General features: G+C 44.6%; 20 protein-coding genes and 1 pseudogene. 16 read left to right on the top strand and 5 right to left on the bottom strand.

All coding sequences use genetic code 11. The features are described from left to right. Positions 1-138: 138 nt before the first annotated feature. From NG821_RS06010 to guaA, 7 genes are all read left to right on the top strand, one after another. Positions 139-1,620: a threonine/serine exporter family protein gene (locus NG821_RS06010; protein ID WP_252760756.1), complete on the top strand. Its 1,482-nt coding sequence runs from the start codon at positions 139-141 to the stop codon at positions 1,618-1,620. 157 nt (positions 1,621-1,777) lie between these two features. Next, positions 1,778-2,053 (top strand): co-chaperone GroES, encoded by a 276-nt coding sequence (locus NG821_RS06005; protein WP_252760755.1) that lies wholly within the window; start codon positions 1,778-1,780, stop codon positions 2,051-2,053. A 97-nt stretch (positions 2,054-2,150) separates the two neighbouring features. Then, complete coding sequence (groL, locus tag NG821_RS06000) at positions 2,151-3,770, top strand: chaperonin GroEL (RefSeq protein WP_252760754.1); 1,620 nt, start codon at positions 2,151-2,153, stop codon at positions 3,768-3,770. A 401-nt stretch (positions 3,771-4,171) separates the two neighbouring features. After that, complete coding sequence (locus NG821_RS05995) at positions 4,172-4,378, top strand: transporter (RefSeq protein ID WP_252760753.1); 207 nt, start codon at positions 4,172-4,174, stop codon at positions 4,376-4,378. A gap of 24 nt (positions 4,379-4,402) precedes the next feature. After that, a complete protein-coding gene (locus NG821_RS05990) occupies positions 4,403-5,962 on the top strand; it encodes a RapZ C-terminal domain-containing protein (RefSeq protein WP_252760752.1) in 1,560 nt (519 codons plus the stop codon). A 4-nt stretch (positions 5,963-5,966) separates the two neighbouring features. Continuing rightward, complete coding sequence (locus tag NG821_RS05985; protein ID WP_317233079.1) at positions 5,967-6,860, top strand: sugar phosphate nucleotidyltransferase; 894 nt, start codon at positions 5,967-5,969, stop codon at positions 6,858-6,860. 40 nt (positions 6,861-6,900) lie between these two features. Next, positions 6,901-8,448 (top strand): glutamine-hydrolyzing GMP synthase, encoded by a 1,548-nt coding sequence (gene guaA, locus NG821_RS05980; RefSeq protein ID WP_252760751.1) that lies wholly within the window; start codon positions 6,901-6,903, stop codon positions 8,446-8,448. Positions 8,449-8,656: 208 nt separating this feature from the next. Here guaA and mscL read toward each other — a convergent pair whose 3' ends face one another. Further along, entirely contained in the window at positions 8,657-9,091 is a 435-nt protein-coding gene (gene mscL / locus NG821_RS05975) for a large-conductance mechanosensitive channel protein MscL (RefSeq protein ID WP_252760750.1), read from the bottom strand. A 351-nt stretch (positions 9,092-9,442) separates the two neighbouring features. On the opposite strand from mscL, the gene gap reads away from it, so the two are divergent. After that, entirely contained in the window at positions 9,443-10,480 is a 1,038-nt protein-coding gene (gap, locus tag NG821_RS05970) for a type I glyceraldehyde-3-phosphate dehydrogenase (protein ID WP_252760749.1), read from the top strand. Between the two features lie 92 nt (positions 10,481-10,572). Further along, the gene (gene miaA / locus NG821_RS05965; protein WP_252760748.1) at positions 10,573-11,499 is read left to right on the top strand and encodes a tRNA (adenosine(37)-N6)-dimethylallyltransferase MiaA; all 927 of its coding nucleotides are present in this window, start codon (positions 10,573-10,575) and stop codon (positions 11,497-11,499) included. 43 nt (positions 11,500-11,542) lie between these two features. On the opposite strand, the gene NG821_RS05960 is transcribed toward miaA, so the two are convergent. Beyond that, complete coding sequence (locus tag NG821_RS05960; protein WP_252760747.1) at positions 11,543-12,244, bottom strand: Crp/Fnr family transcriptional regulator; 702 nt, start codon at positions 12,242-12,244, stop codon at positions 11,543-11,545. Positions 12,245-12,543: 299 nt separating this feature from the next. Here NG821_RS05960 and NG821_RS05955 point away from each other — a divergent pair, with 299 nt between their 5' ends. The 5 genes from NG821_RS05955 (at position 12,544) to NG821_RS05935 (ending at position 21,057) form a co-directional block, all read left to right on the top strand. Continuing rightward, a complete protein-coding gene (locus NG821_RS05955) occupies positions 12,544-14,502 on the top strand; it encodes a glycogen debranching enzyme N-terminal domain-containing protein (protein WP_252760746.1) in 1,959 nt (652 codons plus the stop codon). 19 nt (positions 14,503-14,521) lie between these two features. Continuing rightward, positions 14,522-15,790: a glycosyltransferase family 4 protein gene (locus NG821_RS05950; RefSeq protein WP_252760745.1), complete on the top strand. Its 1,269-nt coding sequence runs from the start codon at positions 14,522-14,524 to the stop codon at positions 15,788-15,790. A gap of 38 nt (positions 15,791-15,828) precedes the next feature. Continuing rightward, positions 15,829-17,271 (top strand): glycoside hydrolase family 57 protein, encoded by a 1,443-nt coding sequence (locus NG821_RS05945; RefSeq protein ID WP_252760744.1) that lies wholly within the window; start codon positions 15,829-15,831, stop codon positions 17,269-17,271. Between the two features lie 215 nt (positions 17,272-17,486). Further along, positions 17,487-18,749 (top strand): Nramp family divalent metal transporter, encoded by a 1,263-nt coding sequence (locus NG821_RS05940; RefSeq protein WP_252760743.1) that lies wholly within the window; start codon positions 17,487-17,489, stop codon positions 18,747-18,749. Positions 18,750-19,014: 265 nt separating this feature from the next. Further along, on the top strand, positions 19,015-21,057 hold the full coding sequence (locus NG821_RS05935) for a KUP/HAK/KT family potassium transporter (protein WP_252760742.1): 2,043 nt from the start codon (positions 19,015-19,017) through the stop codon (positions 21,055-21,057). 288 nt (positions 21,058-21,345) lie between these two features. Here the strand turns inward: NG821_RS05935 and NG821_RS05930 are convergent, their stop codons facing one another. Both NG821_RS05930 and NG821_RS05925 read right to left on the bottom strand, forming a co-directional pair. Beyond that, a complete protein-coding gene (locus NG821_RS05930; protein WP_252760741.1) occupies positions 21,346-22,302 on the bottom strand; it encodes an NAD(P)H-dependent flavin oxidoreductase in 957 nt (318 codons plus the stop codon). Between the two features lie 1,217 nt (positions 22,303-23,519). Then, positions 23,520-25,199 carry a hypothetical protein gene (locus NG821_RS05925; protein ID WP_252760740.1) on the bottom strand — a complete coding sequence of 560 codons (1,680 nt, stop codon included), beginning with the start codon at positions 25,197-25,199 and terminating at the stop codon, positions 23,520-23,522. Between the two features lie 159 nt (positions 25,200-25,358). Here NG821_RS05925 and NG821_RS05920 point away from each other — a divergent pair, with 159 nt between their 5' ends. Both NG821_RS05920 and NG821_RS05915 read left to right on the top strand, forming a co-directional pair. Next, positions 25,359-25,757, top strand: coding sequence for an A1S_2505 family phage non-structural protein (locus tag NG821_RS05920; RefSeq protein WP_252760739.1), 399 nt, complete (start codon positions 25,359-25,361; stop codon positions 25,755-25,757). A 64-nt stretch (positions 25,758-25,821) separates the two neighbouring features. Further along, a pseudogene (locus tag NG821_RS05915) lies at positions 25,822-26,220 on the top strand (NUDIX hydrolase); the annotation flags it as partial. 4 nt (positions 26,221-26,224) lie between these two features. On the opposite strand, the gene NG821_RS05910 reads toward NG821_RS05915, so the two are convergent. Beyond that, positions 26,225-26,406, bottom strand: a 182-nt coding sequence (locus tag NG821_RS05910; protein ID WP_252760546.1) for a transposase, incomplete at its 5' end; no start/stop codon positions are given.

Here is a 26,406-nt window from a genome sequence, read left to right as displayed (position 1 = left end):
GAAGAGGAGGGAGTTGGATATATATATTGTTAAAAAGAATATAAAAAAGTTTGATTCCATTCTCTGAAAATCCAAGAATTATTTGTAACTTTGCGACTGAATTTCAGGAGTTCCAACCTTATTTTATGATTTAAATGAATGAGTGAGAATACAAAATGTAATTCCGAGTCTGAATGTGAATTTAAATTCAAGACGGAATCAGAACGTGTATTGCGTAGAAAGTTAGATTTGCTTTTACGGACAGGCCAAATTTTGGTGGAAAGTTCAGCTGATACCAGCAGAATCAAAAGGAACATGAATCGTGCTGCTGCTTTCCTTGGCTTGCCTAAGGAGAATCTGCATATCAATGTGGATTACTATATGCTTCAAGTGAACTTGAGTGATGAGACTCATTCTTTTTCCAAGATGCAACGCTGTGACAAGCATGGCATCAATATGGAGTCCATTCAGGAAATCAGCCGTTTGACTTGGCGGGCTATTGGCAAGAACTATACCTTGGACCGCTATGAGGAGGAATTGGAGAAGATTGGCCATGCCAAGCGCAATTATGGGGATTGGATGGTGGCTATAGGCGCCGGTTTTGCCTGCGGCGGATTCTGTATCCAGTTCGGGTGTGATTGGCCTGCCTTTTTCTATGCCTCGATAGCCGCCATTCTCGGCAATCGTTTCAGGATGTTCTTGAATGAGTTGGGGTCCAACAGTTATTTTAATATTGCCATAGCCACCTTCATATCGACCATCTTGGCTTGGCTGTCACATTTCATCTCTACACCGGGGGTGGAAGCTTGCCTGCCTGATTTTCTCATACCTATCTTACATTCAGACACACCGTGGCATCCTATGTTGGCCTGTGCGCTCTTCATCGTGCCTGGAGTACCGCTTATCAATTTTGTGAGCGATATGCTGGACAATCACATAGAGACAGGACTTGTCAGGGCGACGAATACGTTGCTGATGATCGTTGCCATGTCTTTCGGTATCGTACTCGCCATCAAAATATTCGGCATTGACAATTTCGTGAAGAACCTGAGCATGATCCCTCACCATAATTTCTTCGAATATGCTTTGGCCGCAGCTGTTTCAGCAATGGGATTCGCAACGATCTTCAATGCCCCGAAACGACTGATGCCTTGGATAGCTGTAGGAGGTATCATAGCGGTATGTTTCCGCAACTTCGTCAGTTTGGGTCCGAGCAATGGGAATGTAGGACTGGATGCCGGTCCTATCGTAGGGACGCTTTGCGGCTCTGCTCTGATCAGTATCATCAATATCAAGATGGTGCACGTCCTTCACACCCCTCATCAGTGTATCTCCATCCCGGCGGTCATTCCTATGGTCCCGGGAGTGCTGATGTATCGTGGACTGTATGCCTTGATTGACATGCAAGGTGTAGTGGGAGAGGTGACGACGGCCACTCACAATGCCATCAATGGTTCTATGCTCATTATCATGATTGCCCTGGGTGTAGATATTCCGAATATCTTTGCCAGAAAATGGATTGCTCCAAACCGTAAACGAAAACTTGACCGCTTGATTTCACAGCGGAAGGCTCATGGTGAGTTTGTCGATCTGGAACATGTCTTGGCAGATGAATCGGGAGTCAAAGCAAAGGAAAAGTAATCTGCGGGAATAGAACGAAAGACTGACACCAGTGTCAGTTAGGACTGTGCCAAATTTGTCATATATCAAGTTTGGCACAGTTTTCGTAGATGAAGGGGTGAAACGTTGTATGCGAAAACGTTTAATAGTGGATAAATTAATTTTAAATAGAAGTATTATGAACATTAAACCATTAGCAGACAGAGTGCTGGTTCTCCCTGCACCAGCTGAAGAAAAAGTAGGTGGAATTATTATTCCTGATACAGCTAAAGAGAAACCCCAGCGTGGGAAAGTCGTTGCTGTAGGCCAGGGAACTAAGGATGATCCGATGGTCTTGAAAGACGGTGACACTGTGCTGTATGGCAAATATGCCGGAACGGAAATAGAAAACGAAGGCAAAAAGTATCTGATGATGCGTCAGAGTGACTGCCTCGCAATTCTAAACGAGAAATAAAAGACAAATCAATTAAAGAGTTATTTTCAATCAAGTTATAGCTCATCCGTAGAATAATTCCGGATGAAATAAATGGTTAATTTAAAATAGAAAAGAAATGGCAAAGGAATTAAAATATGATGTAGACGCACGTGACCTGATGAAGAAAGGTGTTGATCAACTTGCTGATGCAGTGAAGGTTACGTTAGGTCCTAAGGGCCGTAATGTGGTCATTGATAAGAAATTCGGTGCTCCTCAGATCACCAAGGATGGTGTGACTGTAGCTAAAGAGGTAGAACTGGAAGACAAGTTCGAGAATACCGGTGCCCAGTTGGTGAAGAGCGTTGCAAGTAAGACCGGCGACGATGCAGGTGACGGTACGACAACAGCTACTATCCTGACACAGGCTATCGTCCGTGAAGGTTTGAAGAACGTCACAGCAGGCGCAAATCCTATGGATCTGAAGCGCGGTATCGACAAGGCTGTGGCTGCCGTAGTCGACTACATCAAAAAGCATGCTGAGATTGTTGGTGACAACTATGACAAGATCGAGCAGGTTGCCACTGTCAGTGCAAACAACGACCCAGAGATCGGCAAACTCCTGGCTGACGCCATGCGCAAAGTTTCCAATAACGGTGTCATCACCATTGAAGAGAGCAAGAGCCGTGATACTCATATCGACGTTGTAGAAGGTATGCAGTTTGACCGTGGCTATCTGTCCGGCTATTTCGTGACGGATTCCGAGAAGATGCAGTGTGTGATGGACAATCCGTATATCCTGATCTATGACAAGAAGATCAGTAACTTGAAAGATTTCCTGCCTATCCTTCAGGCTGTATCAGAGAGCGGTCGTCCTTTGCTGGTCATCGCTGAAGATGTAGATTCTGAGGCTCTGACAACTTTGGTCGTGAACCGTCTGCGTGGCAGTTTGAAGATCTGCGCTGTAAAAGCTCCTGGCTTCGGTGATCGTCGTAAGGCTATGCTCGAAGATATCGCTGTATTGACCGGTGGTGTCGTAATCAGTGAAGACAAAGGTCTGAAACTTGAACAGGCTACCGTCGAGATGCTGGGTTCTTCCGAAAAGGTTACTGTAACCAAGGACAACACAACAATCGTGAATGGTGGCGGCGCTAAAGAGAATATCACTGACCGTGTCAATGAGATCAAGAACGAGATTGCCAACACCAAGAGTTCTTATGACAAAGAGAAACTCCAGGAGCGTCTTGCGAAATTGTCCGGTGGCGTTGCAGTGCTCTATGTAGGTGCCAACTCTGAAGTGGAAATGAAAGAGAAGAAAGATCGTGTAGACGATGCTTTGTGCGCTACCCGTGCAGCTACTGAAGAAGGTATTGTCTGCGGTGGTGGTACCACCTATATCCGCGCTTTGGATGCACTGGCTGATCTTAAAGGTGATAACCAGGATGAGCAGACCGGCATCAATATCGTTTCCCGTGCTATCGAGGAACCATTGCGTCAGATCGTTGAGAATGCAGGACTGGAAGGTTCCGTCATCGTCAACAAGGTACGTGAAGGCAAGGGTGATTTCGGTTACAACGCCCGTACTGAAAAGTATGAAGACCTGAGAAAAGCAGGTATCGTAGATCCCGCAAAGGTAGAACGTGTGGCTTTGGAGAATGCGGCTTCTATCGCTGGCATGTTGCTCACCACAGAATGTGTGATGGTGGACAAACCAGAACCTAAACCTGCTGCAGCACCTGTTGCTCCGGGAATGATGTAAACCGCTGTCTGAATAGCTAAAAAGGACGAATACTTGGTGTTCGTCCTTTTTATTATTTTATTTCACATTTAAAAAGACATTTTTATTCGAAAAAGTTTGTCTCGTAATCTGAAAAAGAGTATCTTTGTAGCGGTTAATAAGAAATATAGGTTGTGTAGACCATAAAGATATTTTTTGATTTGTTTTAGTAGATTAGTTTTTAAGTAGTTTGTTTTTGAAAATCGGTTGTCGGGACGACATCCGATTTTTTTGTTTTTTAGTAGCGTGAACTCATCGAACACCTATTGCGCTCCTGTCTGTAAAGGCTCTTTCCTTTGGAGCGTGATCGACAATGGCATTTTTTAGGAGACAAATCTTTGTCTTATCCGATTTTTTTCTTTGAATTTTTGTATCTTTGTCGCATGAATCAGAAGAAAGTTTCAAAATCCTATTTGGCAAGGATTGTTTTATTCCTTGTCATTTGTGCCGGTTTGATGTATCTTACCGATAGTTTCTTCATGTCACTGGGAATTCTCCTCGTCTTGTTCGTCCTCGATGAACTGGTCAGACGGTGGGATGTGAAGCGGATGCAGAAGCGTCAGTGTGAAGAAATGGAAAAAGATGAATAGAGGTGAATTGAAATTTAGAAGATAATGGAAAAACTGATTCAACTCTATTGCCAGTGGGCCGGGACAGCTCCGGCAGATACGGAAAAACTTGTTGGTCAAGGCAGCAACCGTGCCTATTATCGTCTGACAGACGCTGAAGGTCATTCGGTCATAGGGGCAGTAGGGACTAGTGTTGACGAAAATCGCGCATTCATATATTTATCCCGTCATTTCGCAGAGAAGAAGATCCCTGTCCCTCATATCCTCGCTGTCAGTGAGGACGGACTGAGGTACCTCCAGACTGATCTGGGTACAATCTCTCTCTTCGATGCTATTCGTGGGGGACGTGAGGCTGGCGGCAGGTACAACCAACATGAACAACAGTTGTTGGTAAAGGCTATCCGGAAATTGCCGGACATCCAAGTGCGTGGTGCCATGGGACTCGATTGGTCTAATTGCTATCCTCAACCGGTCTTTGATTTAGACGGCGTACTCTTTGATCTCAACTATTTCAAATACTGTTTTCTCAAACCCACAGAACTGGATTTTCATGAGATGAAACTGGAGGCTAATTTCCGTCTCTTTGCCCAGGACCTCACTTCTGAGGCGATGGACAGTTTTCTATACCGTGATTTCCAGGCCCGGAACATCATGCTGGATGCAAAAGGAAATCCTTTCTTCATCGATTTTCAGGGTGGCAGGAAAGGACCTGTCTACTATGATCTCGCCTCTTTCCTTTGGCAGGCTTCTGCGAATTACTCTTTCAAGTTGAGAAGAGAACTGATATATGAATATTATCAGTCGCTGAAAAACTATATGGAAGTGCCGACAATTCGGCATTTCTCTAACAGACTGTCTCTTTTCGTCTTGTTTCGGACTTTGCAGGTGTTGGGGGCTTATGGCTTCCGTGGCTATTTTGAGCGGAAGAAGCATTTTATCGATAGCATTCCTCCTGCCATACAGAATCTGAGAGACTTGATCAGGATGTCAGAGAAGCACAACATCTTCCCTTATCCTTATATGATGGATATGTTGCGCCGGCTGACAGAGTTGCCTCAGTTTGCTGAGGTCGAGGACCCTGTCAGACATCGGGCAGACGGATTGAAAACAACTAAAAACAATATTTATCATGCGCGTCCTGAAGATGGGCTGGCCACCTTTTCCAAATATGACGGGAAAGGGCCTCTGGTCGTCCACGTCTTCAGTTTCTCTTATCGAAAAGGCATCCCCGAAGACCTTTCAGGAAATGGGGGAGGTTATGTCTTTGACTGCCGGAGTACGCATAATCCGGGGAGATATGAGCGCTATAAGAAACTGACGGGACTGGACGACCCGGTCATCCGCTTTCTGGAGGATGACGGCGAAATCCTGACTTTCCTGGACAGTGTCTACAGATTGGTGGACCATCACGTGCAGAGGTATCTGCAAAGAGGATTTACAAGTTTGATGATCAGTTTTGGTTGTACGGGCGGTCAGCATCGCAGTGTCTATTCAGCCCAGCACGTAGCGGAGCATATTCATAGGAAGTTTGGTGTTGAAGTGGAAATCGTACACCGCGAACAGAACATCAGAACTGTCCTTCCAGTGGTGAAGAGAGAAATATAATAAGATGTCGTCAGAAAAGAAAGGAAGAAAGATGCAGGCAATGGTTTTTGCTGCCGGAAAAGGGACAAGGCTCAAACCTTTGACGGATAAGATCCCTAAGGCATTGGTGAAAGTCGACGGAAAACCTTTGTTGGAGCATGTCCTTCTCCGCCTCAGGGCGGCAGGTATCAAACATATCGTTGTCAATGTCCATCATTTCTCAAATCAGATCATTGACTATCTTGCGGAAAATGATTTTCAGATGGATATCAAGGTGAGCGATGAGACAGCTCTGCTCTTGGACACGGGGGGAGGGCTTAAGAAAGCAAGGCCATTGTTTGACCGGAATCTTCCGGTGCTCATCCATAATGTCGATATCCTGAGCAATGTGGACTTGAATCAATTTTACAGTACAGGTGAAACCTATATGGGAATGACCCCTGAAATTCGTCCTGACGGCGCTTCTGCCCGGAATGAGGAAGCTAACGGGGATAATAGCGGCGCTGATGGCAGGCAACAGGAGAACTCTGCCTGCCATTTCTCGTTGAAAGAACCTATAGCTGCTCTATTGGTCGTGAGCAAGCGACAGACCAAGCGCTATCTGGTTTTCAATGACGAGATGCGGCTTGTAGGGTGGACGAATATCGAAACAGGAGAGGTGCGAAGCCCTTATGCTTGGGTGAAAGCGGCACTTCCCCAACTCCATCTGTATGCTTTTGCAGGCATCCATCTGTTTTCTCCCCGCTTTTTCCCGTTGATGGATGAGTGGCCTGAGCAGTTCCCGATCATGGACTTCTACCTGAATAACTGTGATAAAATATTTATCAGGGGTTATGTTCAGGAAGGGCTTCAACTGATGGATGTCGGGAAACAGGAGACGCTGGCTAAGGCTGAAAGTTTCTTGAAAGAGTTGTCTTGAGTGGTGTTAATGACAGTATAAAATTCTATATTATTCTGATATGCAGCAACAGAAGATTATCATTCTTAATTTTGGTTCCCAGACCTGCCAACTCATCGGCCGACGGGTGCGTGAACTTCACACTTTCTGTGAGATTGTCCCTTACAATAAATTCCCGGAGAATGACAAAGACATCATCGGCGTCATCCTCAGCGGAAGCCCTTATTCGGTACACGACCCTTCTGCCTTTAAGATGGATTTGAGCACGATCATCGGCAAGTATCCGGTACTGGGTATCTGCTATGGTGCCCAACTGATCGCCGCTTCCCGAGGAGGGAAAGTGGAGAAGACCGGTACAAGGGAGTATGGCAGGGCCAATTTAGAAAAGATCGACCCGGAGGATCCGCTTTTCAAAGGTTTTGTGCCTCATTCACAGGTGTGGATGAGCCATGGTGACACGATCACTGCCATCCCTGAGGATTGTCATGTGATCGCTTCTACTGAGGACGTGCATTTCGCTGCTTATGCTAGTGACAAGGATCCGCTTTGGGCTGTCCAGTTCCATCCTGAGGTCGTACACACGAAACAGGGTAAACAGTTATTACATAACTTTGTCGTGGATATTTGCGGCAGCAGACAGGAATGGAGTCCTGCTTCATTCATCGACACGACGGTCAAAAACCTGAAAGCCGAGATCGGCAGCGATCATGTCATCCTCGGTCTGTCAGGGGGAGTCGATTCCTCCGTTTGCGCTACTTTGCTTCACAAAGCCATTGGCAGGCAGTTGACTTGTATTTTCGTCGATAACGGTCTGCTCAGGAAAAACGAGTTTTCCAAGGTCATGGATGCCTATAAAGGGTTGGGCCTCAATGTCGTCGGCGTCAATGCCGGAGACAGGTTTTATAAAGACTTGGCAGGGGTGACTGAACCGGAGAAGAAGCGGCATATCATCGGGCGTGATTTCGTGGAGGTCTTCAATGCTGAAGCGAAGAAGGTCTCAGATGCCAAATGGCTCGCACAAGGTACGATCTACCCTGATCGCATCGAGAGTCTGAATATTACCGGAATGACAATCAAGAGCCATCACAATGTCGGCGGACTGCCGAAAGACATGACGCTCAAACTCTGTGAGCCTTTGAAATGGCTGTTCAAAGATGAAGTCCGGCATGTGGGACACGAATTGAATATGCCGGAACGGTTGATCAAACGTCATCCTTTCCCAGGTCCCGGACTGGCCGTACGTATTCTCGGGGATATCACCCGTGAGAAGGTGCGTATCCTGCAGGATGCCGATGATATCTATATTGAGAATATGCACGAGTATAAGATGCCTGACGGAACGTCACTCTATGACCATGTCTGGCAGGCAGGAGCGATCCTGTTGTCTACGATCAGGTCTGTAGGGGTGATGGGCGATGAACGGACTTATGAACATCCGATTGCCCTTCGGGCTGTGAACAGTATGGACGGTATGACAGCCGACTGGTCCCGGCTGCCTTATGATTTCCTTGCTAAGGTAAGCAATGAGATCATCAATAAAGTCAAGGGGGTCAACCGCGTTTGCCTCGATATCTCCTCAAAACCGCCTTCGACAATCGAATGGGAATAGTCCGCGGCATTACTGTCGGGGAGGTTCTCATGAGTGATGATCTTTACGAACAGTGAAGTCCGGTTGCCGTCATGCAACTTCGAAAGTGAAGGTGGGGCGGTTTTCCGGTCTGATCTACTGTTTCTGAAATGGAAGAAGCCCGGTATGACAAATGCCGGGCTTCTCGATTGATAGGCCTTTCCCATTTGAGAAAAGACCACTCTCTCATTTATTTTTTCTGACCCTGATCGGATTTCATCAGATCGCGAATTTCAGACAGCAACTTCTCTTCGTTTGACGGTTGAGGAGCCGGCTTCGGTTCGTCCTGCTTCTTTCTCATCAGGTGATTGATGCTCTTGACCATCAGAAAAACACAGAGGGCGATGATGATGAAGTTGAGTATTGTCTGAATGAAATTTCCGTAATTGATCGTAGCTGACTTCATCTGCTGTTCTACGCCCGGGATGACGACGGTAGGCAAGGTGACCTTCAGGTCGCTGAAATCCACTCCTCCGATCAACCAGCCTATAGGCGGCATGATGATGTCTTCGACTATTGACGATACCACTTTGCCGAAGGCCGTACCGATAATTACACCGACAGCCATGTCAATGGCGTTGCCTTTAATGGCAAATTGCTTGAACTCTTGAATAAATTTACCCATTGTATGATTAGTTATTGATTAATAAATATTTTTCATTTTGTAATATCTATGTGGCAGTCTTGTAACTTTCTTGTAAGGTATGGTGCAACTCAAAAGCCCAAGCTCACCTTTTTTAAATAATTTAATACAATTATACGATGCAAATATAGAAAAAATTTTGTATCTTTGCGAATGAAAAAGGAAGAAAGCTTGGACAAAGCGGTCTGAAACCTGGAATTTTGCAAGAAGCAAGAGACAGGCGCGGAAAATCCAAACAGACGATCTGCGGGCGTAAAGTCGGGCTTTTGTTCTGGTGAGTGTAAAAGACAATGTGATTAGGATATTATTTAACCCTTTAAACAAAAAAATAAAATGATTAAAATTGGTATTAACGGTTTCGGTCGTATTGGTCGTTTCGTTTTCCGGTCAACTCTTGAAGATGCAAACAAGAAAGATGTTGAAGTAGTAGGTATCAATGACCTTCTGTCAGTTGATTATCTTGCTTACCTTCTGAAGTATGATACAATGCACGGACGTTTCAACGGTACCGTTTCTGTTAAGAATGACCACACTCTGACCGTAAATGGTCGTGACATTCGCTGCTTTGCTGAGCGTGATGCCGAGAATATCAAATGGGCTGAAGTAGGTGCTGAATATGTCGTAGAATCTACTGGTTTCTATTTGACAATGGATCGTGCCGAGAAGCACTTGAAAGCTGGTGCTAAATATGTAGTTCTTTCTGCACCTTCTAAGAAGGGCGAAGACGGCCGTCAGGCTGATATGTTCGTTTGCGGTGTTAATACCGACAAATATGCTGGCCAGAAGATCGTTTCCAACGCTTCTTGCACAACAAACTGCTTGGCTCCTATTGCCAAGGTTCTGAATGATAACTTCGGTATTGAAACCGGTTTGATGACAACCGTTCACTCTACCACTGCTACTCAGTTGACCGTTGACGGTCCTGCTAAGGGTGGTAAAGACTGGCGTGGTGGCCGTGCTGCTTCTGGCAACATCATCCCATCTACAACTGGTGCTGCTAAGGCTGTTGGCAAAGTCATCCCTGAGTTGAATGGCAAACTGACTGGTATCTCAATGCGTGTTCCTACTTTGGATGTTTCTGTTGTTGACTTGACAGTTAACTTGAAGAAGTCTGCTACTCAGGCTGACATCGACGCTGCTATGAAGAAGGCATCTGAGACTAACCTGAAAGGTATCCTGGGTTATACAGACGAGGCTGTTGTTTCTTCTGACTTCCTGGATTGCCCATTGACATCTATCTACGATGCTACTGCAGGTGTTCACCTCACAGACAACTTCGTAAAGATCGTTTCTTGGTATGACAACGAGTTCGGATACAGCCACAAAGTTGTAGATCTGATCAAGGTCATGAACAAGTACAATAACAAGTAATTTTTTAATAAGTTACATAAAAGGGCCGTTCAGTGTTTGCTGAACGGCTTTTTCATTATCTGCTTTCTATGAGTTGTTCTAAAAGACCTGATATGATTACGATTCTGGGGCCTACCGCCACCGGAAAAACAGCTTTGGCTGTTGCCTTGGCTGATGCGATGGGGGGTGAGATCATCAGCGCCGACAGTCGCCAGGTGTATCGGGGAATGGATATAGGGACCGGGAAAGACTTGGCTGACTATTGTATAAACGGACATGTCGTACCTTATTATCTGATAGATATCTGTGCCCCTGGAACAAAGTATAACCTTTACCGTTATCAACAGGACTTCCTGGAGGCCTATCGGAAAATACGCGGCAATGGACACTTGCCTGTTCTCTGTGGAGGGACAGGACTATATATTGAATCTATCCTCAAAAGATACCGCTTGTCAACCGTTCCTCAAAATCCGGAACTGAGGGAGCAGTTGAAAGAGAAGTCTTTGCCGGAACTGACGAAGATTCTTGAAGACCTGAAAGACAGGGCGGGGAGTGCGATGCATAATCAGACTGATGTCGACTCTTGCCAGCGTGCTATTAGGGCGATTGAAATCGAATCTTATTCACTGGAGTATCCGGCCGAGGAGAGGGATTTCCCGGATATCAAGTCTTTGATTGTCGGCATTCGTGTTGATAGAGATGTACGTAGGGCAAGGATTACCGGGAGATTGAAGGAACGCCTGGAGCATGGGATGGTGGATGAGATCAAAGGACTGTTGGACAGTGGTATAGCAGCGGATGACTTGATCTATTATGGCCTTGAATACAAATATATTACGGAATTTGTCATCGGCAAACTCACCTATGACGAAATGTTCAGACAATTGGAAATTGCCATTCATCAGTTTGCCAAGCGTCAGATGACATGGTTCAGAGGAATGGAGAGACGAGGCTTTACGATTCATTGGATTGACGGGCTTCTGCCGGTCAATGAAAAAGTAGAGGTGATTAAGAAACTCTTTGCCGATGAGGCAAAATGATCCTCAGAAATTAAAAAGAGCGTTCTTTGCCCGAAAGAGCAACTTATTCTGTTTGGGAGATTTCTTTCAACGTCTTCTCTTTGAGGATTTTTATTTTCCGTCCGTCCACTGCTATTAGACCTTCGTTCGCGAATGCAGACAAAGTCCGGATGGCATTGCTCGTTGTCATATTCGAGAGATTGGCCAAGTCTTCCCTGCAGAGGAAAATGTTTGTAGAGCCGTCCTCCTTGATGCCATAACGGTTTTTCAGGAAGAGAAGAGTCTCTGCAAGTCTACCGCGGATGTGTTTTTGAGTCAGGTTGACCGTTCGGTCATCAGATATGCCCAATTCTTTGGCAAGCCTTTGGATGAAATAACGGCAGATCTCAAAGTTTTCTTCCATGAATTTCTTCACCAATTCCACAGGGATGAGGGCGATGGTACAACTTTCAAAGGATATGGCTGAGGTCTTGTAGTCTTCATGGGCAAAGGCGGCTCTATAACTGAAGAATTCTATGGGTTTGATGACCCTGACGATCTGCTTTCTTCCCCCTATGCCGTCTTTCAGGACTTTGACTTTACCCTGCATCAGGCACATGACATCCACTGGACTCTCAAAATCCTTGTAGATCGTCTCTTTCGGCTTGTATTGACGGATGCAGAGATGGTCGAGTAACTCTTGATACTCTGTGTCAGTCATAGATTTCCATAAGGCGGCGATCCGCCGTGCCGTTTTCTCTATAGTAATGTCAGTCTTGGATACCATACTTGTAAAGAGTAATGATCAATTATCTGCTTGAAGACCTTTTAAGTACATTAATATCTTAAAGTCAGATTGCCTTTTGTTGCAAAAGTACATAAAATTGGTCAAATTTGCTATTCTTTTTATTATAATTATATGATTTAGTATGTAATCCTATTATCTTGAACAAAAAACAGAATAATAATTTGGGTCATCCAATCTATTTTATTAACTTTGAAGTGCAATAGGTGATCTCTCTAAGACCTCTCTTCCGGAAAGCACTTATTCGATTTGGCATTAATTATCAACCTTAATTCAGACCTATGAGTTATCTTAAATTCGAGCATGCTTTGATGTCTAATCTACAGGAATCCTTGCAGAAAGAGATTTTGGGTACTAATCGTTCTGGGGCATATTATTGTTCTACGATTGTAGATTGCAATACTCGCAAATACCACGGACTGCTGGTTGTCCCGGTTCCTGAGTTGGATGATGATAATCATGTTTTACTGAGTTCCCTTGACGTGTCTGTCATCCAGCATGGGGCTCGTTTCAATCTTGGAGTGCACAAATACCAGGGAAACCATTTCAGTCCTAATGGCCATAAGTATATACGGGAATACAACTGTGACAAAGTTCCTGCCACCATCTATCGTGTCGGCGGTGTCATTCTCAAAAAGGAGACGGTGTTCCAACACTATGAAAACCGCATATTGATCCGCTATACGCTGGTAGATGCACATTCTGATACCATTCTCCAATTCCGGCCTTTCCTGGCTTTTCGCAGCGTCAAACAGTTTACGCATGAAAACAGTGTTGCCAGCCGGGATTATTCAGAAGTGGAAAAAGGAATCAAAACTTGTATGTATGCGGGTTATCCTGATTTGTATATGCAGTTCTCCAAAGGCAATACCTTCCATTTCCAACCGGATTGGTACAGGGGACTGGAATACCCGAAAGAGCAGGAGCGCGGTTATGCTTCTGACGAGGACTTGTATGTGCCGGGCTATTTCGAGATGGGCATTAAGAAGGGAGAGAGCATTGTCTTTGCTGCCTCGACGAGTGAAAGTCAAACCGAGAGTTTGGAGGCACTGTGTGAGAAAGAAATTGACAAGCGGGTGCCCCGAAACAATTTCTTCCATTGCCTCGTAGACGCTGCCCACCAGTTTCATATTCATGCGGATAATGATGACCGCTATATTCTTGCCGGTTATCCCTGGTTCAAATGCCGGGCGCGTGACACTTTCATTGCATTGCCCGGGCTGACCCTTTCCATAGAAGAGTATGATTATTTCGAACTCATCATGAAGACGGCCGGGACAGCTTTGGAGGAGTTTATGAACCATCAGCCGATAACGAAGAAGATTTACGAGCTCGACAAACCCGATGTCCCTCTATGGTGTGTTTGGGCTATACAGCAGTATGCCAAGGAGGCCGGTAAAGAGAAGTGCGTGAAGATGTATGGCAAACTCCTGGATGATATTCTTAAATTCATCGTCAATGACCAGCATCCGAATATGCAACTCAGAGACAACGGACTGCTGTTCACGGAAGGTAAGGACGAGGCAATGACGTGGATGAATTCTACGGCTAACGGCAGACCTGTAGTCCCTCGGACGGGTTATATCGTAGAGTTCAATGCTTTATGGTACAATGCGCTCTGTTTCGGCTTTGAACTGGCTGATTCTGCCGGGGACCGGGCTTTCGCGGAAAAGTTGAGGCTGAAAGCAGAACAAGTAAAGACAAGTTTCCTGAAAACTTTTGTCAACAAATGGGGCTATCTTTTCGATTTTGTAGATGAAGAGACACCCGATTGGAGTGTCCGTCCAAATATGATCTTTGCAGTTGCATTGGACTATTCGCCTTTGTCCCAAGAGCAGAAGAGAACCGTACTGGACTACTGTACCCGCGAGTTGTTGACTTCTAAAGGACTGCGCTCTCTGTCTCCGAGAAGTGACGGTTATAACCCTATCTATGTAGGCCCGCAAAACCAACGCGACTATGCCTATCATCAAGGTACAGCCTGGCCTTGGTTGGAAGGTTTCTATATCGAAGCCTGCATCAAACTCTATAAGCGCAGCCGATTGAGTTTTCTGGAACGTCTCATGGTCGGGTACGAAGATGAGATGTCCACACACTGCATCGGCACGATCTGCGAATTCTTTGACGGCAATCCGCCTTTCTCAGGTCGCGGCGCCATTTCCTTTGCCGTGAATGTAGGAGAAATCCTGCGAGCACTTGAACTCCTCGAACAGGCAAATAATCAATCAGACCAAAAGTAAGTAAAGAAGGGGGATCAAAATGAAAGTATTAATGTTTGGGTGGGAGTATCCTCCTCATGTGTTCGGCGGCCTGGCCACGGCAAATTATGGAATTACCGAGGGCCTGCACGCTCAGGGAGACATAGAGACCACTCTTTGTCTGCCAAGACCTTTTGGCGATGAGGACCATTCTTTTTCCCGTATCGTAGCTATGAATTGCGTGCCGATCGCTTACCGCAATGTCAACTACAACCAAGTGAAAGACCGTATAGGTAATTTGATGGATCCTGACTGGTATTTCAAGTTCCGTGACCACATCTATGCGGATTTCAACTATATGCCTCTGAATGACCTCGGGTGTATGGGATTCGCGGGGGGTTATCCTGCAAACCTTAATGATGAGATCAACAACTATTCGATCATTGCAGGTGTCGTGGCCCGCACGATAGATTTCGACATTATCCATGCGCATGACTGGTTGACTTATCCTGCAGGGATCCATGCCAAACAGGTGAGCGGGAAACCTTTGTGCATCCATGTGCATGCTACAGACTTCGACCGTAGCCGGGGACACGTCAATCCTACAGTGTACGGGATCGAGAAGGATGGGATGGATCACGCTGATTGCATTATGTGCGTGTCGGATCTGACGCGCCACACGGTCATCAATGAGTACCATCAAGACCCGCGCAAGGTGTTTACTGTCCATAATGCCGTTTATCCTCTGAATCCGCAGGCTGCCGCATTTCCCCGTCCGAATCATTTCAATAAGGAGAAGATCGTGACTTTCCTGGGCAGGATCACGATGCAGAAAGGACCTGAATATTTCGTGGAAGCGGCGGATATGGTGTTGCATCGTACCCGCAATATCCGTTTTTGCATGGCAGGTTCGGGAGACATGATGGATGATATGATTTATCTGGCAGCTGAAAGAGGGATAGCAGACCGATTTCATTTTCCCGGATTCATGCATGGCAATGATGTATACAAATGTCTGAAAAATTCAGATGTCTATGTGATGCCTTCTGTCAGTGAGCCTTTCGGAATATCGCCTTTGGAAGCGATGGAATGCGGCACTCCGACGATCATCTCCAAACAGAGCGGTTGTGCCGAGATTCTCCAGAACTGCATTAAGGTCGATTATTGGGATATCCACGCCATGGCAGATGCCATCTATTCCATCTGCCACAATGAAAGTTTGTTCCAGTATCTTTCCGAAGAAGGGATGAGGGAAGTTGCGGGTATCACATGGGAGAAAGTGGGTACTTGGATCAGAGAACTCTATATGAGGACATTAGGCTGGAAATAGGCCGTCGATTGATAAGACTAATCCTAAAAAGCAATAATATGAAAACGATTTGTTTATATTTCGAAATACATCAGATCATTCATCTGAAACGGTATCGTTTCTTTGATATTGGTACTGATCACTATTATTATAATGATTTTGCCAACGAGCAGACGATTACGAATATCGCCAAGAACAGTTATATGCCTGCCTTGGACGCTTTATTGCAGATGATCAAGGAGAACGACGGCTATTTCAAGGTTGCCTTCTCCCTGAGCGGTGTCGGCATAGAACAACTGGAGGTGCATGCGCCTCAGGTCTTGGAGAAACTGCAGGAACTGAACAGTACAGGTTGTGTGGAGTTTCTTGCCGAACCTTATTCCCATGGCCTTTCTTCACTGGCGAATAAAGAGAGTTTCAAGGCTGACGTCACTAAGCAGATGGGAATTATCCAGGAATACTTCGGGAACAAACCGAAGGTGCTCCGCAATTCCTCCCTTATATATAGTGACGACATCGGGGAACTGGCTGCGAATATGGGTTTTGATGGCATGCTGACAGAAGGTGCCAAGCATGTACTGGGATGGAAGAGTCCTCACTATGTCTATCGTTGTGCTCTGGCTCCTGATTTGAAATTGCTGTTGCGTGACATTAATCTGAGTGACGATATTTCACTGCGTTTCAATGACCGTACATGGAGTGGCTATCCTTTATTTGCTGACCAGTATATCAATAAGATTGCCGCTTTTCCTGAGAAGGAACGGATCATCAATATCTTTATGGAACTCTCTGCCTTGGGGATTTCACAACCGCTTTCCTGTCATATCCTTGACTTCTTCAAAGCTTTGCCGGAGTTTGCCAGAAAGCAGAATATTACATTCTCCACACCTTCCGACATCTTCTCAAAGGAGGAAAGTGTCGATGTCCTGGATGTTCCTGATACCTTGAGTTGGATAGATGAGGAGAGGGATGTCAGTCCTTGGCTGGGAAACCCGATGCAGAGGGAAGCTTTCAACAAACTCTATAGTGTGGCTGACCGCGTCCGCATAGCCAATGACCCCAGAATCAATCAAGACTGGAACTATCTGCAGGCCAGCAATAATTTCCGGTTTATGACGACCAAACCTAGTAATGTCGGCCTGGACAGGGGAATCTATAACAGTCCGTTTGACGCGTTTACAAACTACATGAACATCCTGGGTGATTTTATCAACCGGGTAGATAACCTCTATCCTGAAGAAATTGACAATGAGCAACTTGAGGGTATGTTGACGACTATGAAGAATCAAGGGGATGAGATTGGGGCAAAAGATACGGAAATCACCCGTCTCCATGCCCAGATAGAAAAGACTCAGACTGCCTTGAACAAGATGAGGGAAAAGTTTGAAAAAGAACAGGAGTTAGTTGCAAAACTTACTGAGAAAGAAGGCGGGGAAGGGATAAAAGATACGAACGTGGATGCCAATATCGTATCATCTGACCTTGGAAAGAGCCCGAAATAAACGTTACTTAATGTGCGCCCTTGGTTGTCTGAAAAACCGGATAGGGCAGACCGGGAGGTGATGGAAATTCTCAATATCCCCATAAGACTGTTGAGTCCGGGAGGCATATTTGAAAATCTTATCAAGAATTGACTTCTTCACTCTTTCCAATTAAAGGGGCAGGAATAGACGGGACGTGTTGGCGGAAGACCTGAACCATATCTGATTTTGACAGGATGAATATTATCAAAGAACTTCAAAACAAGAACCATCCCCATGTCCTGGGTGGTCTGGATATTCTCAAATACATTGGACCGGGACTTCTGGTTACTGTAGGCTTCATAGATCCGGGCAACTGGGCCAGTAATTTTGCTGCAGGTTCGGAATACGGATATGTACTTTTGTGGGTCGTCACCCTCTCCACGATTATGCTGATAGCGTTGCAGCATAATGTCGCGCATTTGGGAATTGTCACCGGATTGTGCCTGAGTGAGGCTGCTGTGAAATATTCGCCTAAATGGGTTGGACGGCCTATTGTTATCAGTGCAGTATTGGCAAGTATTTCCACCTCTCTGGCGGAGATCTTGGGAGGTGCCATTGCCTTGCAAATGCTCTTTGGCATCCCGATTCCTATGGGTGCTCTTCTGATCACTGCTGCTGTCCTGATTCTGATCTTTACCAATTCCTATAAGAAGATTGAACGCGTGATCATCGGGTTCGTCTCTCTGATAGGCTTGTCTTTTGTCTATGAACTTTTCTTGATTCACATTGACTGGGGCACGACCATCTACAGTACATTTGTTCCTTCTGTTCCTCATGGCTCACTGCTCATCATTATGAGTGTCCTCGGAGCTGTCGTCATGCCACACAATCTCTTCCTGCATTCAGAAATCATCCAGAGCCGCCAAATCAATGCCAAGGGGGAAGCACGGATTCAGCACATGCTCAAGTATGAATTCTTTGACACCCTTTTCTCTATGATCGTCGGTTGGGCTATCAACTCTTCAATGATCATACTTGCCGCCTCAACTTTCTACGGGCATGGCGAGCATGTGGAAGAACTCTCCCAGGCACAAGTGATGTTACAACCTTTATTGGGAAACAATGCCGCTAATATCTTTGCGATAGCTTTGCTCTTGGCGGGTATTTCGAGTACGATAACGAGTGGAATGGCTGCAGGCAGTATTTTCGCCGGGCTTTTCGGGGAGTCTTATAACTCCCATGATACACACTCCGTTGTTGGTATCTTGATTTCTTTAGGTGTTGCCCTTCTGATGATTTTCTTCATATCCAATCCTTTTCAAGGCCTGATTTATTCCCAGATGATCTTGAGTATCCAGTTGCCTTTTACAGTTTTTCTTCAGGTGAGGTTGACGTCTTCCAAAAAGGTCATGGGGAAATATGCCAATCGGCTGTGGAACACGATTTTCCTCTACACCATTGCGGCCATTGTGACCATCTTGAATATTTGGCTGCTGATCCAACAGTTTACAGACTGACTGTTTTCTTCCTATTGTTCAGAGCATTTGGTTCGGGTCAGACTGCTCATCGCCTGAAGTTATTGGATTACAGGAGTGTAGTTATATTTTTACCGTGTTCTTTTTATCAGTTATCCACATGGGAAAGTCACGGTCTGCGTAGCAAATTAAAAAGATATGTACAAGTGTTAAATAATTCATATAACTTTAGAAATATCTATATAAATGATAGGATGAAATAGAAAAATGTTAATTTTGCGTTCGTTGTATAGAAAATATAAGAATTATGGCTTTTCAAGATAACGTGGGTCACAAGCAATGTCATCGTCTTAGCTTTTGGGGACTTATTGTAACTCTTGGTATTGTTTACGGAGATATCGGTACCTCCCCTCTTTATGTCATGAGGGCAATTGTAGGTGCGACTCAAGTGATAGATCCTGATTATATCATTGGAGCTGTGTCTTGTATTATCTGGACCATTACTCTGCAAACTACTGTAAAATACGTTATTTTGGCATTGCAGGCTGACAATAACGGTGAAGGCGGTATTCTTGCTCTCTATGCACTGATCCGCAAGCACCGCAAGCGCTGGCTTTATCTGGTGGCGATCATCGGGTCGAGTACTTTGATTGCTGATGGGGTGATCACGCCGTCTATTACGGTGATGTCTGCCGTGGAAGGTTTGAAAGCTTACGAACCTTCTACACCTGTCATCCCTATCTGTCTGTGTATCATCACAGTCCTGTTCTTTATCCAGCAGTTTGGTACAGAGAAGATAGGGCGCTTGTTCGGACCTTTGATGTTCATCTGGTTCTCTATGATCGGAATAATTGGTTTGGCTCATATCAGTGATTATGCGCACATACTTTATGCTTTCAATCCCTATTATGCCATCCGCCTGCTCATCCATGATCCGCAATGGTTTCTCATCTTGGGGGCAGTGTTCTTGTGTACGACAGGAGCGGAAGCCTTGTATTCTGATCTTGGACATTGTGGAGAAAAGAACATCCGGATCAGTTGGGTCTTCGTGAAGATTACCCTTCTCTTGAGTTATTTGGGTCAGGGGGCATGGATTATTGCTCATCGTGGCAGTCTTTCCCCCGAACTGAATCCTTTTTATGCGATCATGCCTCATGGCATGCTGTTCTTCGGTATCTTAATGGCAACCATTGCCGCGATCATTGCCAGTCAGGCTTTGATCAGTGGCTCCTTCACCATCTTCAGTGAAGCGATGAACTTGTCCTTCTGGCCGCGTCAGCGTATCAAATATCCTACAGACATCAAGGGACAGTTATATATCCCTATCGTGAATCTCTGTCTGTGGCTTTGTGTCTCTCTGGTCGTCATTTTCTTCGGAAACTCTTCTAGGATGGAGGCTGCCTATGGACTGGCCATCACGATCACGATGCTGATGACGACACTTCTCCTTCGGGAATTCATGCTTCAGCGGCGGGTGAGCAAGTGGATCGTGTTCCCGGTCATCACGTTCTTCGTATGCATGGAGTCCCTTTTCTTGATTGCCAATCTGTTCAAGTTTGTCCATGGCGGTTGGGTGACGTTGTCTCTGGCCGGCATCATTTCTTTCATCATGTATGTCTGGTACAATGCGTCACGGATCAGGAATACTCAGGTGCTGCCTTTGGATATCCGGAAATATTTTCAGGTCCTCTCGGACATCAAGGCTGACGATTCGATCCCGAAGTTTGCCACGAACGTGGTGTATTTGAGCAAACTGAGCAAGGACTATGAAGTAGAACAGAAGATCATGTATTCCATCATCAACAAGCACCCGGTGAGAGCTGATCATTATTGGTTGCTCCATGTGTCTTATGAGGATGAACCGTCTACATTGGCTTATTCTTTTACCTCTCTGATCCCTGATACTCTCTTCAGAGTCAATGTCCGGTTGGGCTTTAGAGTACAACCTTATGTCAACCAGTATTTCCGACAGATCATAGAAGATCTGGTCGCCAGTCATGAATTTGATCTGGCCAGTTGCTATCCTTCCTTGAAGAAAGAAGGGATCCCCGGGAATTTTGTGTTTGTGATCATCAAACGTATCTATACTTCCGTCAGCACGCTTACGATGTCGAAGAAGATGATCATGGGAACATACAACTTCCTCTCCAAGATGAAGCAAAGTATCCCTGCTGCATTTGGATTGGACACGAGTAACGTGATGGTTGAAAAAGTTCCTCTGATCGTCAAGGTCGGGAATGTAAACCGTATTCAAAGGGAACTTGAAAGGATTGAACCTGAATGTATCGAACCTAAAAGAATTAAACCTGAAAGAAATAAGTTTAAAAAGAATAAAAAGACGAGGTCTTGAGATTTCAAGACACCGTCTTTTATAAAATTATTCGGTCTATTGAAGAGGGCAACGGTATATGCTGTTGTAAAGGCAGCCGAGGAATCTCGTCCGCTAAAAGATTGGAACTTCTGAATCAAATTTTCTCATTTCGTGCCGATCAACTTATTCTCGTATCCGTGTGGACAACGGATTTGTAGATGACAACATAAAGAGCGGATGCTCGGTTTGCTGTCTTGACAAATAAGTCATTTGCACAACATCAGATTCTGTCCATATTAACTTTTTATTCTTGTGATAGACAAAGACTCATTCCTCAGGACAGGAGAGGATGCGCTTCTTGGTATCTTGATACTCCGTCAAGAGTTGGCACATGATTTCTTTGACCGTATTGATAGAATGAATGGAAGATGCTATTTCACCGATCTCGAGTTCACCGTTCTCAGTGTCACCTTCGAAGATACCTGCTTTTGCAGCCTTTTTCCCTAATATCGTACGGAGTTCTTCTACTTCAGCCCCATTGTTCTCAGCCTGTGAGAGACGTTGGAAAAGAGCATTCTTGACCATGCGTGTCGGCGCGATCTTCTTGAGACAGAGCATGGTATCGCCTTCTTTTAATGAGGTGCACTTCTCCTTGAAGGAATCGGCAGCGGAACTTTCCCGTGACAATGCAAAGAGCGTTCCTATCTGTACGCCTTCAGCCCCTAATGCTTCCATTGCCAGTATCGCCTCACCGGAAGCAATACCTCCTGCAGCAATGAGAGGGAGACGGGTGGCTTTCCTGACCTGTGGAATCAGGGCGAGGGTAGTGGTTTCTTCTCTTCCATTATGGCCGCCTGCCTCGAATCCTTCAGCGACAATGGCATCGACACCGGCAGATTCACTTTTTTCAGCGAATTTACTGCTAGATACAACATGGGCTACTTTTATTCCGGCATCGTGGAACCTTTGGGTATAGGTCTTCGGATTCCCTGCTGAGGTGAATACGATCTTCACCCCTTCATCAATGATGATCTGAACAAGGGTTTCCATTTCCGGATACATCAATGGTATATTGACGCCCCAGGGTTTAGTCGTGACAGCTTTCATCTTTCGGATATGTTCCCTCAGGACCTCAGGGTGCATCGTGCTTGCGCCTAACAAACCTAAACCTCCTGCGTTGCTTACAGCTGAGGCTAACCGCCATCCGCTGCACCATGCCATTCCACCTTGTATAATAGGGTATCTGATCCCGAATATTTGAGTGATTCTATTGCTTTCCTTCATCGGTCTAATTCTTAAATTGGTTAACTATTCTGAACAGTGTTTTCTTTGCATGAATAGAAAACAACAACGCTTTTCCTACAGTTTGCGTGAATCGCTTCTGATGATTTGTTGAGCATTGAATGTTTCCAAAGTTCAAAATTAACCAATATTTTGAAAAAATCCAAAGAACGATTGGTTTATTCTTTTGCTTTTGAGTAAGATTAACTTTAATATCTTCTTGACTTGGGATTCAGATTGCTATTGAATATCAATGAAAGGTATTGTGTTTTTCGGAAGGTATTTGAGAAATCGTATCGGAAGAAGAAATGATTTCGTGCTCTCAAGAAACTGGGAGTTGACTGGGATAATTAGATAAACTGAGTCAAAGCTTGTCGGACTTTTAGACCCTTTACCTCAGAGAAGGAATGTAATTTTTCATCGTGTTTCCATCTGAGAAGCGGCCTTTCAACCACAAAGTTATAAATTTTAAACCTCTCACCCGATTTTGGGGCTAATTGCCTTTGTGCTCTGTATCCAAGTCGGATCACATATCCGAATCATTCTCTGTATCCAAATCAGACCACATATCCGGATCATTTTACACCTCTTTATATATGTGGTGTTGCAGATTATATATGGGAAAATTTTCATAGCCGTCCGGCACAGTGACTATTTTAAGCATTTCCGTCTGCTGCTCAGTTCTTGCCGGTTTCTTCCCTGAATTTATTATCATAGAGGTTCATGATGTTGTTGGGAGGGATTTTATCAGTTCCGCTGCTAGTATTGAAGATGATTTTTCTTTCATCTGACAGAGTTTGATGTTTCTCGTTTCTATTGGAGCACGTTTTCGCTTCTGAAGATGCACATCCATACATGTCATTGATACTTATCAATGAATCTCGTTGATACACTATTATACATTCTGCTCACAGTTCCATGAGGTTTTATTGATGAGTTTTATGGGTTCTGTTGATAAGTTTTATGGGGTTCTGTTCACGTGCTTTATGGGGTTCTGTTTACGTACGTCCTTACACTGTCAAGACGTACGACATGAGCCCCTAATGACGTACGTCCTTACACCCTGATAACGCACGTCAACAGATTGCCACAACCGTTTTGTCAACAAAAAGCCCAAATAGGGAACGGTGAGGGAACGTATAGGGAATGAGAAGGGAACGGGAGGGAACGGATTTGTTTTCGGCTAAAGCTAAGTCTCATTTAAGTCTCTGATAGAAAATTTAGCTTTTAGCTAAAGTTTTATCGGATTTGAGCTTCTTTTTAGCAGTTTGGTTTTTAGCAAGAGTCTTGTCGGATGTAGAATTCTTTTTAGTGGTCTGACTCTTGGCTAGAGTCTTGTTAGATGTAGAATTCTTTTTAGTGGTCTGACTCTTAGCTAAAGTCTTGTTAGATGTAGAACTCTTTTTAGTGGTCTGACTCTTAGCTAAAGTCTTGTTAGATGTAGAATTCTTTTTAGTGGTTTGACTCTTGGCTAAAGTCTTGTTAGATGTAGAATTCTTTTTAGTAGTTTGATTCTTAGCTAAAGTCTTGTTAGATGTAGAATTCTTTTTAGTAGTTTGATTCTTAGCTAAAGTCTTGTTAGATGTAGAATTCTTTTTAGAAGTTTGGTTCTTAGCTAAAGTCTTGTTAGATGTAGAATTCTTTTTAGTGGTCTGATTCTTAGCTAAAGTCTTGTTAGATGTAGAATTCTTTTTAGAAGTTTGACTCTTGGCTAAAGTCTTATCGGATGTAGAATTCTTTTTAGAAGCTTGACTCTTGGCTAAAGTCTTATCGGATGTAGAATTCTTTTTAGTGGTTTGATTCTTGGCTAGAGTCTTGTCGGATTTAGACTTTTGTTTGGAAGTAAGATTCTTGGCTAGAGCCTTGTCCGTTTTAGACTTTTGTCTAGAATTCAGGTTCTTTGCTAAGGTCTTATCAGATTTGGAAGTTTTATTCTGAAGTTTGGATGTATTCTTGGAATGTTTGGCAGAATCTGTCTTTTCCTGATTCTGTCCATTCTTATTGTTGTTGTCCGTTCCTTGCGTATTATCTTCTTGCTCTTGCCCTTCGTCTTCATTTTCATCAGGAGTCTCCTCCATCTGCGTATCGCTGCTCCCCTTGTAAAGATAGATACCCTTGCCGTAACCTATTCTATATCTATTGGTATCTATGGAATAAGCTAAAGTTTGTCCGCCTTTGTAAGTTGCAATGATTTGTCCGTTCTTGATGACATAAGTACCAGTGGAGATACCGCTGTTGTCCTGACTCTTGATTTGATTATTGGAAATAATGAGTTGCACCGTACCATAGGGCGTTTGTCCCACCCATGTACCTTGCAGCCAATCATAATTATTGTCATCTTGATCGACCTCATCAGATGTTGTGTCTTGTTCTGCTCCGCTGTCTATGGCGGGAGTTTCCGTCAAACTGCTGTCGGATACACCGTCAGACTTGTTCCCCTTTCCGGAGTGTTTGCCGATGATGAAAGCTAAGATAATAATACAGATGACAATACCGGTTATAATCAAGTTTTTCTTCTTCTTTGCAGCCTTTTGTTGTTCGTCATCATTACCTTCCTCTTGAGGAGGATAAGGTGTTTCGTTCACAGGTTCTCTCGGCGGGACTGGAGGTCGCTGATAAGATCTGTTTACGGGTGGAGGTAGAATCTCTTGTTGTTCATAAGTCCTATTCTCAGGTTGCACAACCGGTCTGACAGGTGGTACGGGAGGTACAGGAATAGGTTTTTCCTCCGGTTGCTCTTCAGGTTCTTCCGGTTGTTGATTTTGTCCAATATTTTCCTGTTCAGCCGAAGCTTTGGGCTCCGTTTCTCCTCTCCTTCCGATCCATTTCAAGTATTTGATGCAGAGGGCAAGGATGCCAAATATAATGACGTAAAATAATAATATTCTGAGAAATACCATGACCGATATATTTAGTTGTGCAAATATACGGTAAATCGATTTGACGGCAAAATAAAATTTCACTTTTTTCAGTGACTTTCATGAATACGTACTCTTATTTATAACTATTTGTTAGAAAATGATTATATTTGCATAGATAAGTATTCAAATGATTACGTTATGGATAGGAACAGGATTACGCCGGAAAATATCAAGCAGTTGATGGCCGATGAGATATTCGTATTCGGCAGTAATGGTCAAGGTTTGCACTATGGTGGTGCTGCACTTGCAGCTTATCGTCACTATGGCGCAGTGCTTGGTCAAGGTACGGGACTTCAAGGGCGGAGTTATGCTATCCCTACCATGGAAGGTGGTGTAGAAACAATCCGTCCCTATGTGGATGAGTTTATTGCCTTTGCCGGTCAGCATCCACAACTGCACTTTCTTGTCACGCGTATCGGTTGTGGAATTGCAGGGTTTACTCCCAAGGAGATCGCACCGCTTTTTGAGCATGCGAAACAAGTGAAGAATATCAGTTTGCCCGAGGATTTCTGGAAGGTGATAGGGGAGCCTCGATAGAAATGACTCACACCGGCTGCAAGGTTTCTGAATATAGTATCATAAAACAGTAAATATTCTGCAAATGGAACGAAAAGAGAAAAGTGGAAAAGATGATGGGAAATGGGAAATACTCGATTCTAAATACCTTATTAGGCGACCTTGGCTTACTGCACGAGTAGATAAAGTTAAACTACCTACAGGTGTCATCAATGATGAATATTATGTGTTGGAGTATCCTGACTGGGTCAACACGATTGCCATTACACCTCAGGGGGAGTTTGTGATGGTCCGCCAGTACAGGCAAGCATTGGGAGAGACCCGTTTCGAACTCTGTGGCGGGGTTTGTGAAAAAGGAGAGACTCCGTTGAAAGCAGCTCAGCGTGAACTACTTGAAGAGACGGGATATGGCAAGGGGACATGGAGTCTTTATATGACGATTTCCGCTAATGCCAGTGCCATGAACAACTTGACCTATTGTTTTAGGTTCATCCGACAAATGCGTAGTTTTTATCATGCAGCGATAGAATTTTGAGTTCAAAGAACTTCTCATCCCGATATCCATACGCCTGTCTTTTCATTGTCTTGATTTTGTTGTTTATCCCTTCAAGTTTACCCGTGGAGATATGGTAGTCGTACCATGAGAGTATTCCGCTTTTGTGTGCCATGA

It is taken from the genome of Segatella cerevisiae, from assembly GCF_024054555.1.
Lineage (GTDB): Bacteria > Bacteroidota > Bacteroidia > Bacteroidales > Bacteroidaceae > Prevotella > Prevotella cerevisiae.
The sequence above is the reverse complement of the archived record's forward strand: the minus strand, read 5'-3'. Positions and strand labels throughout refer to the sequence as shown.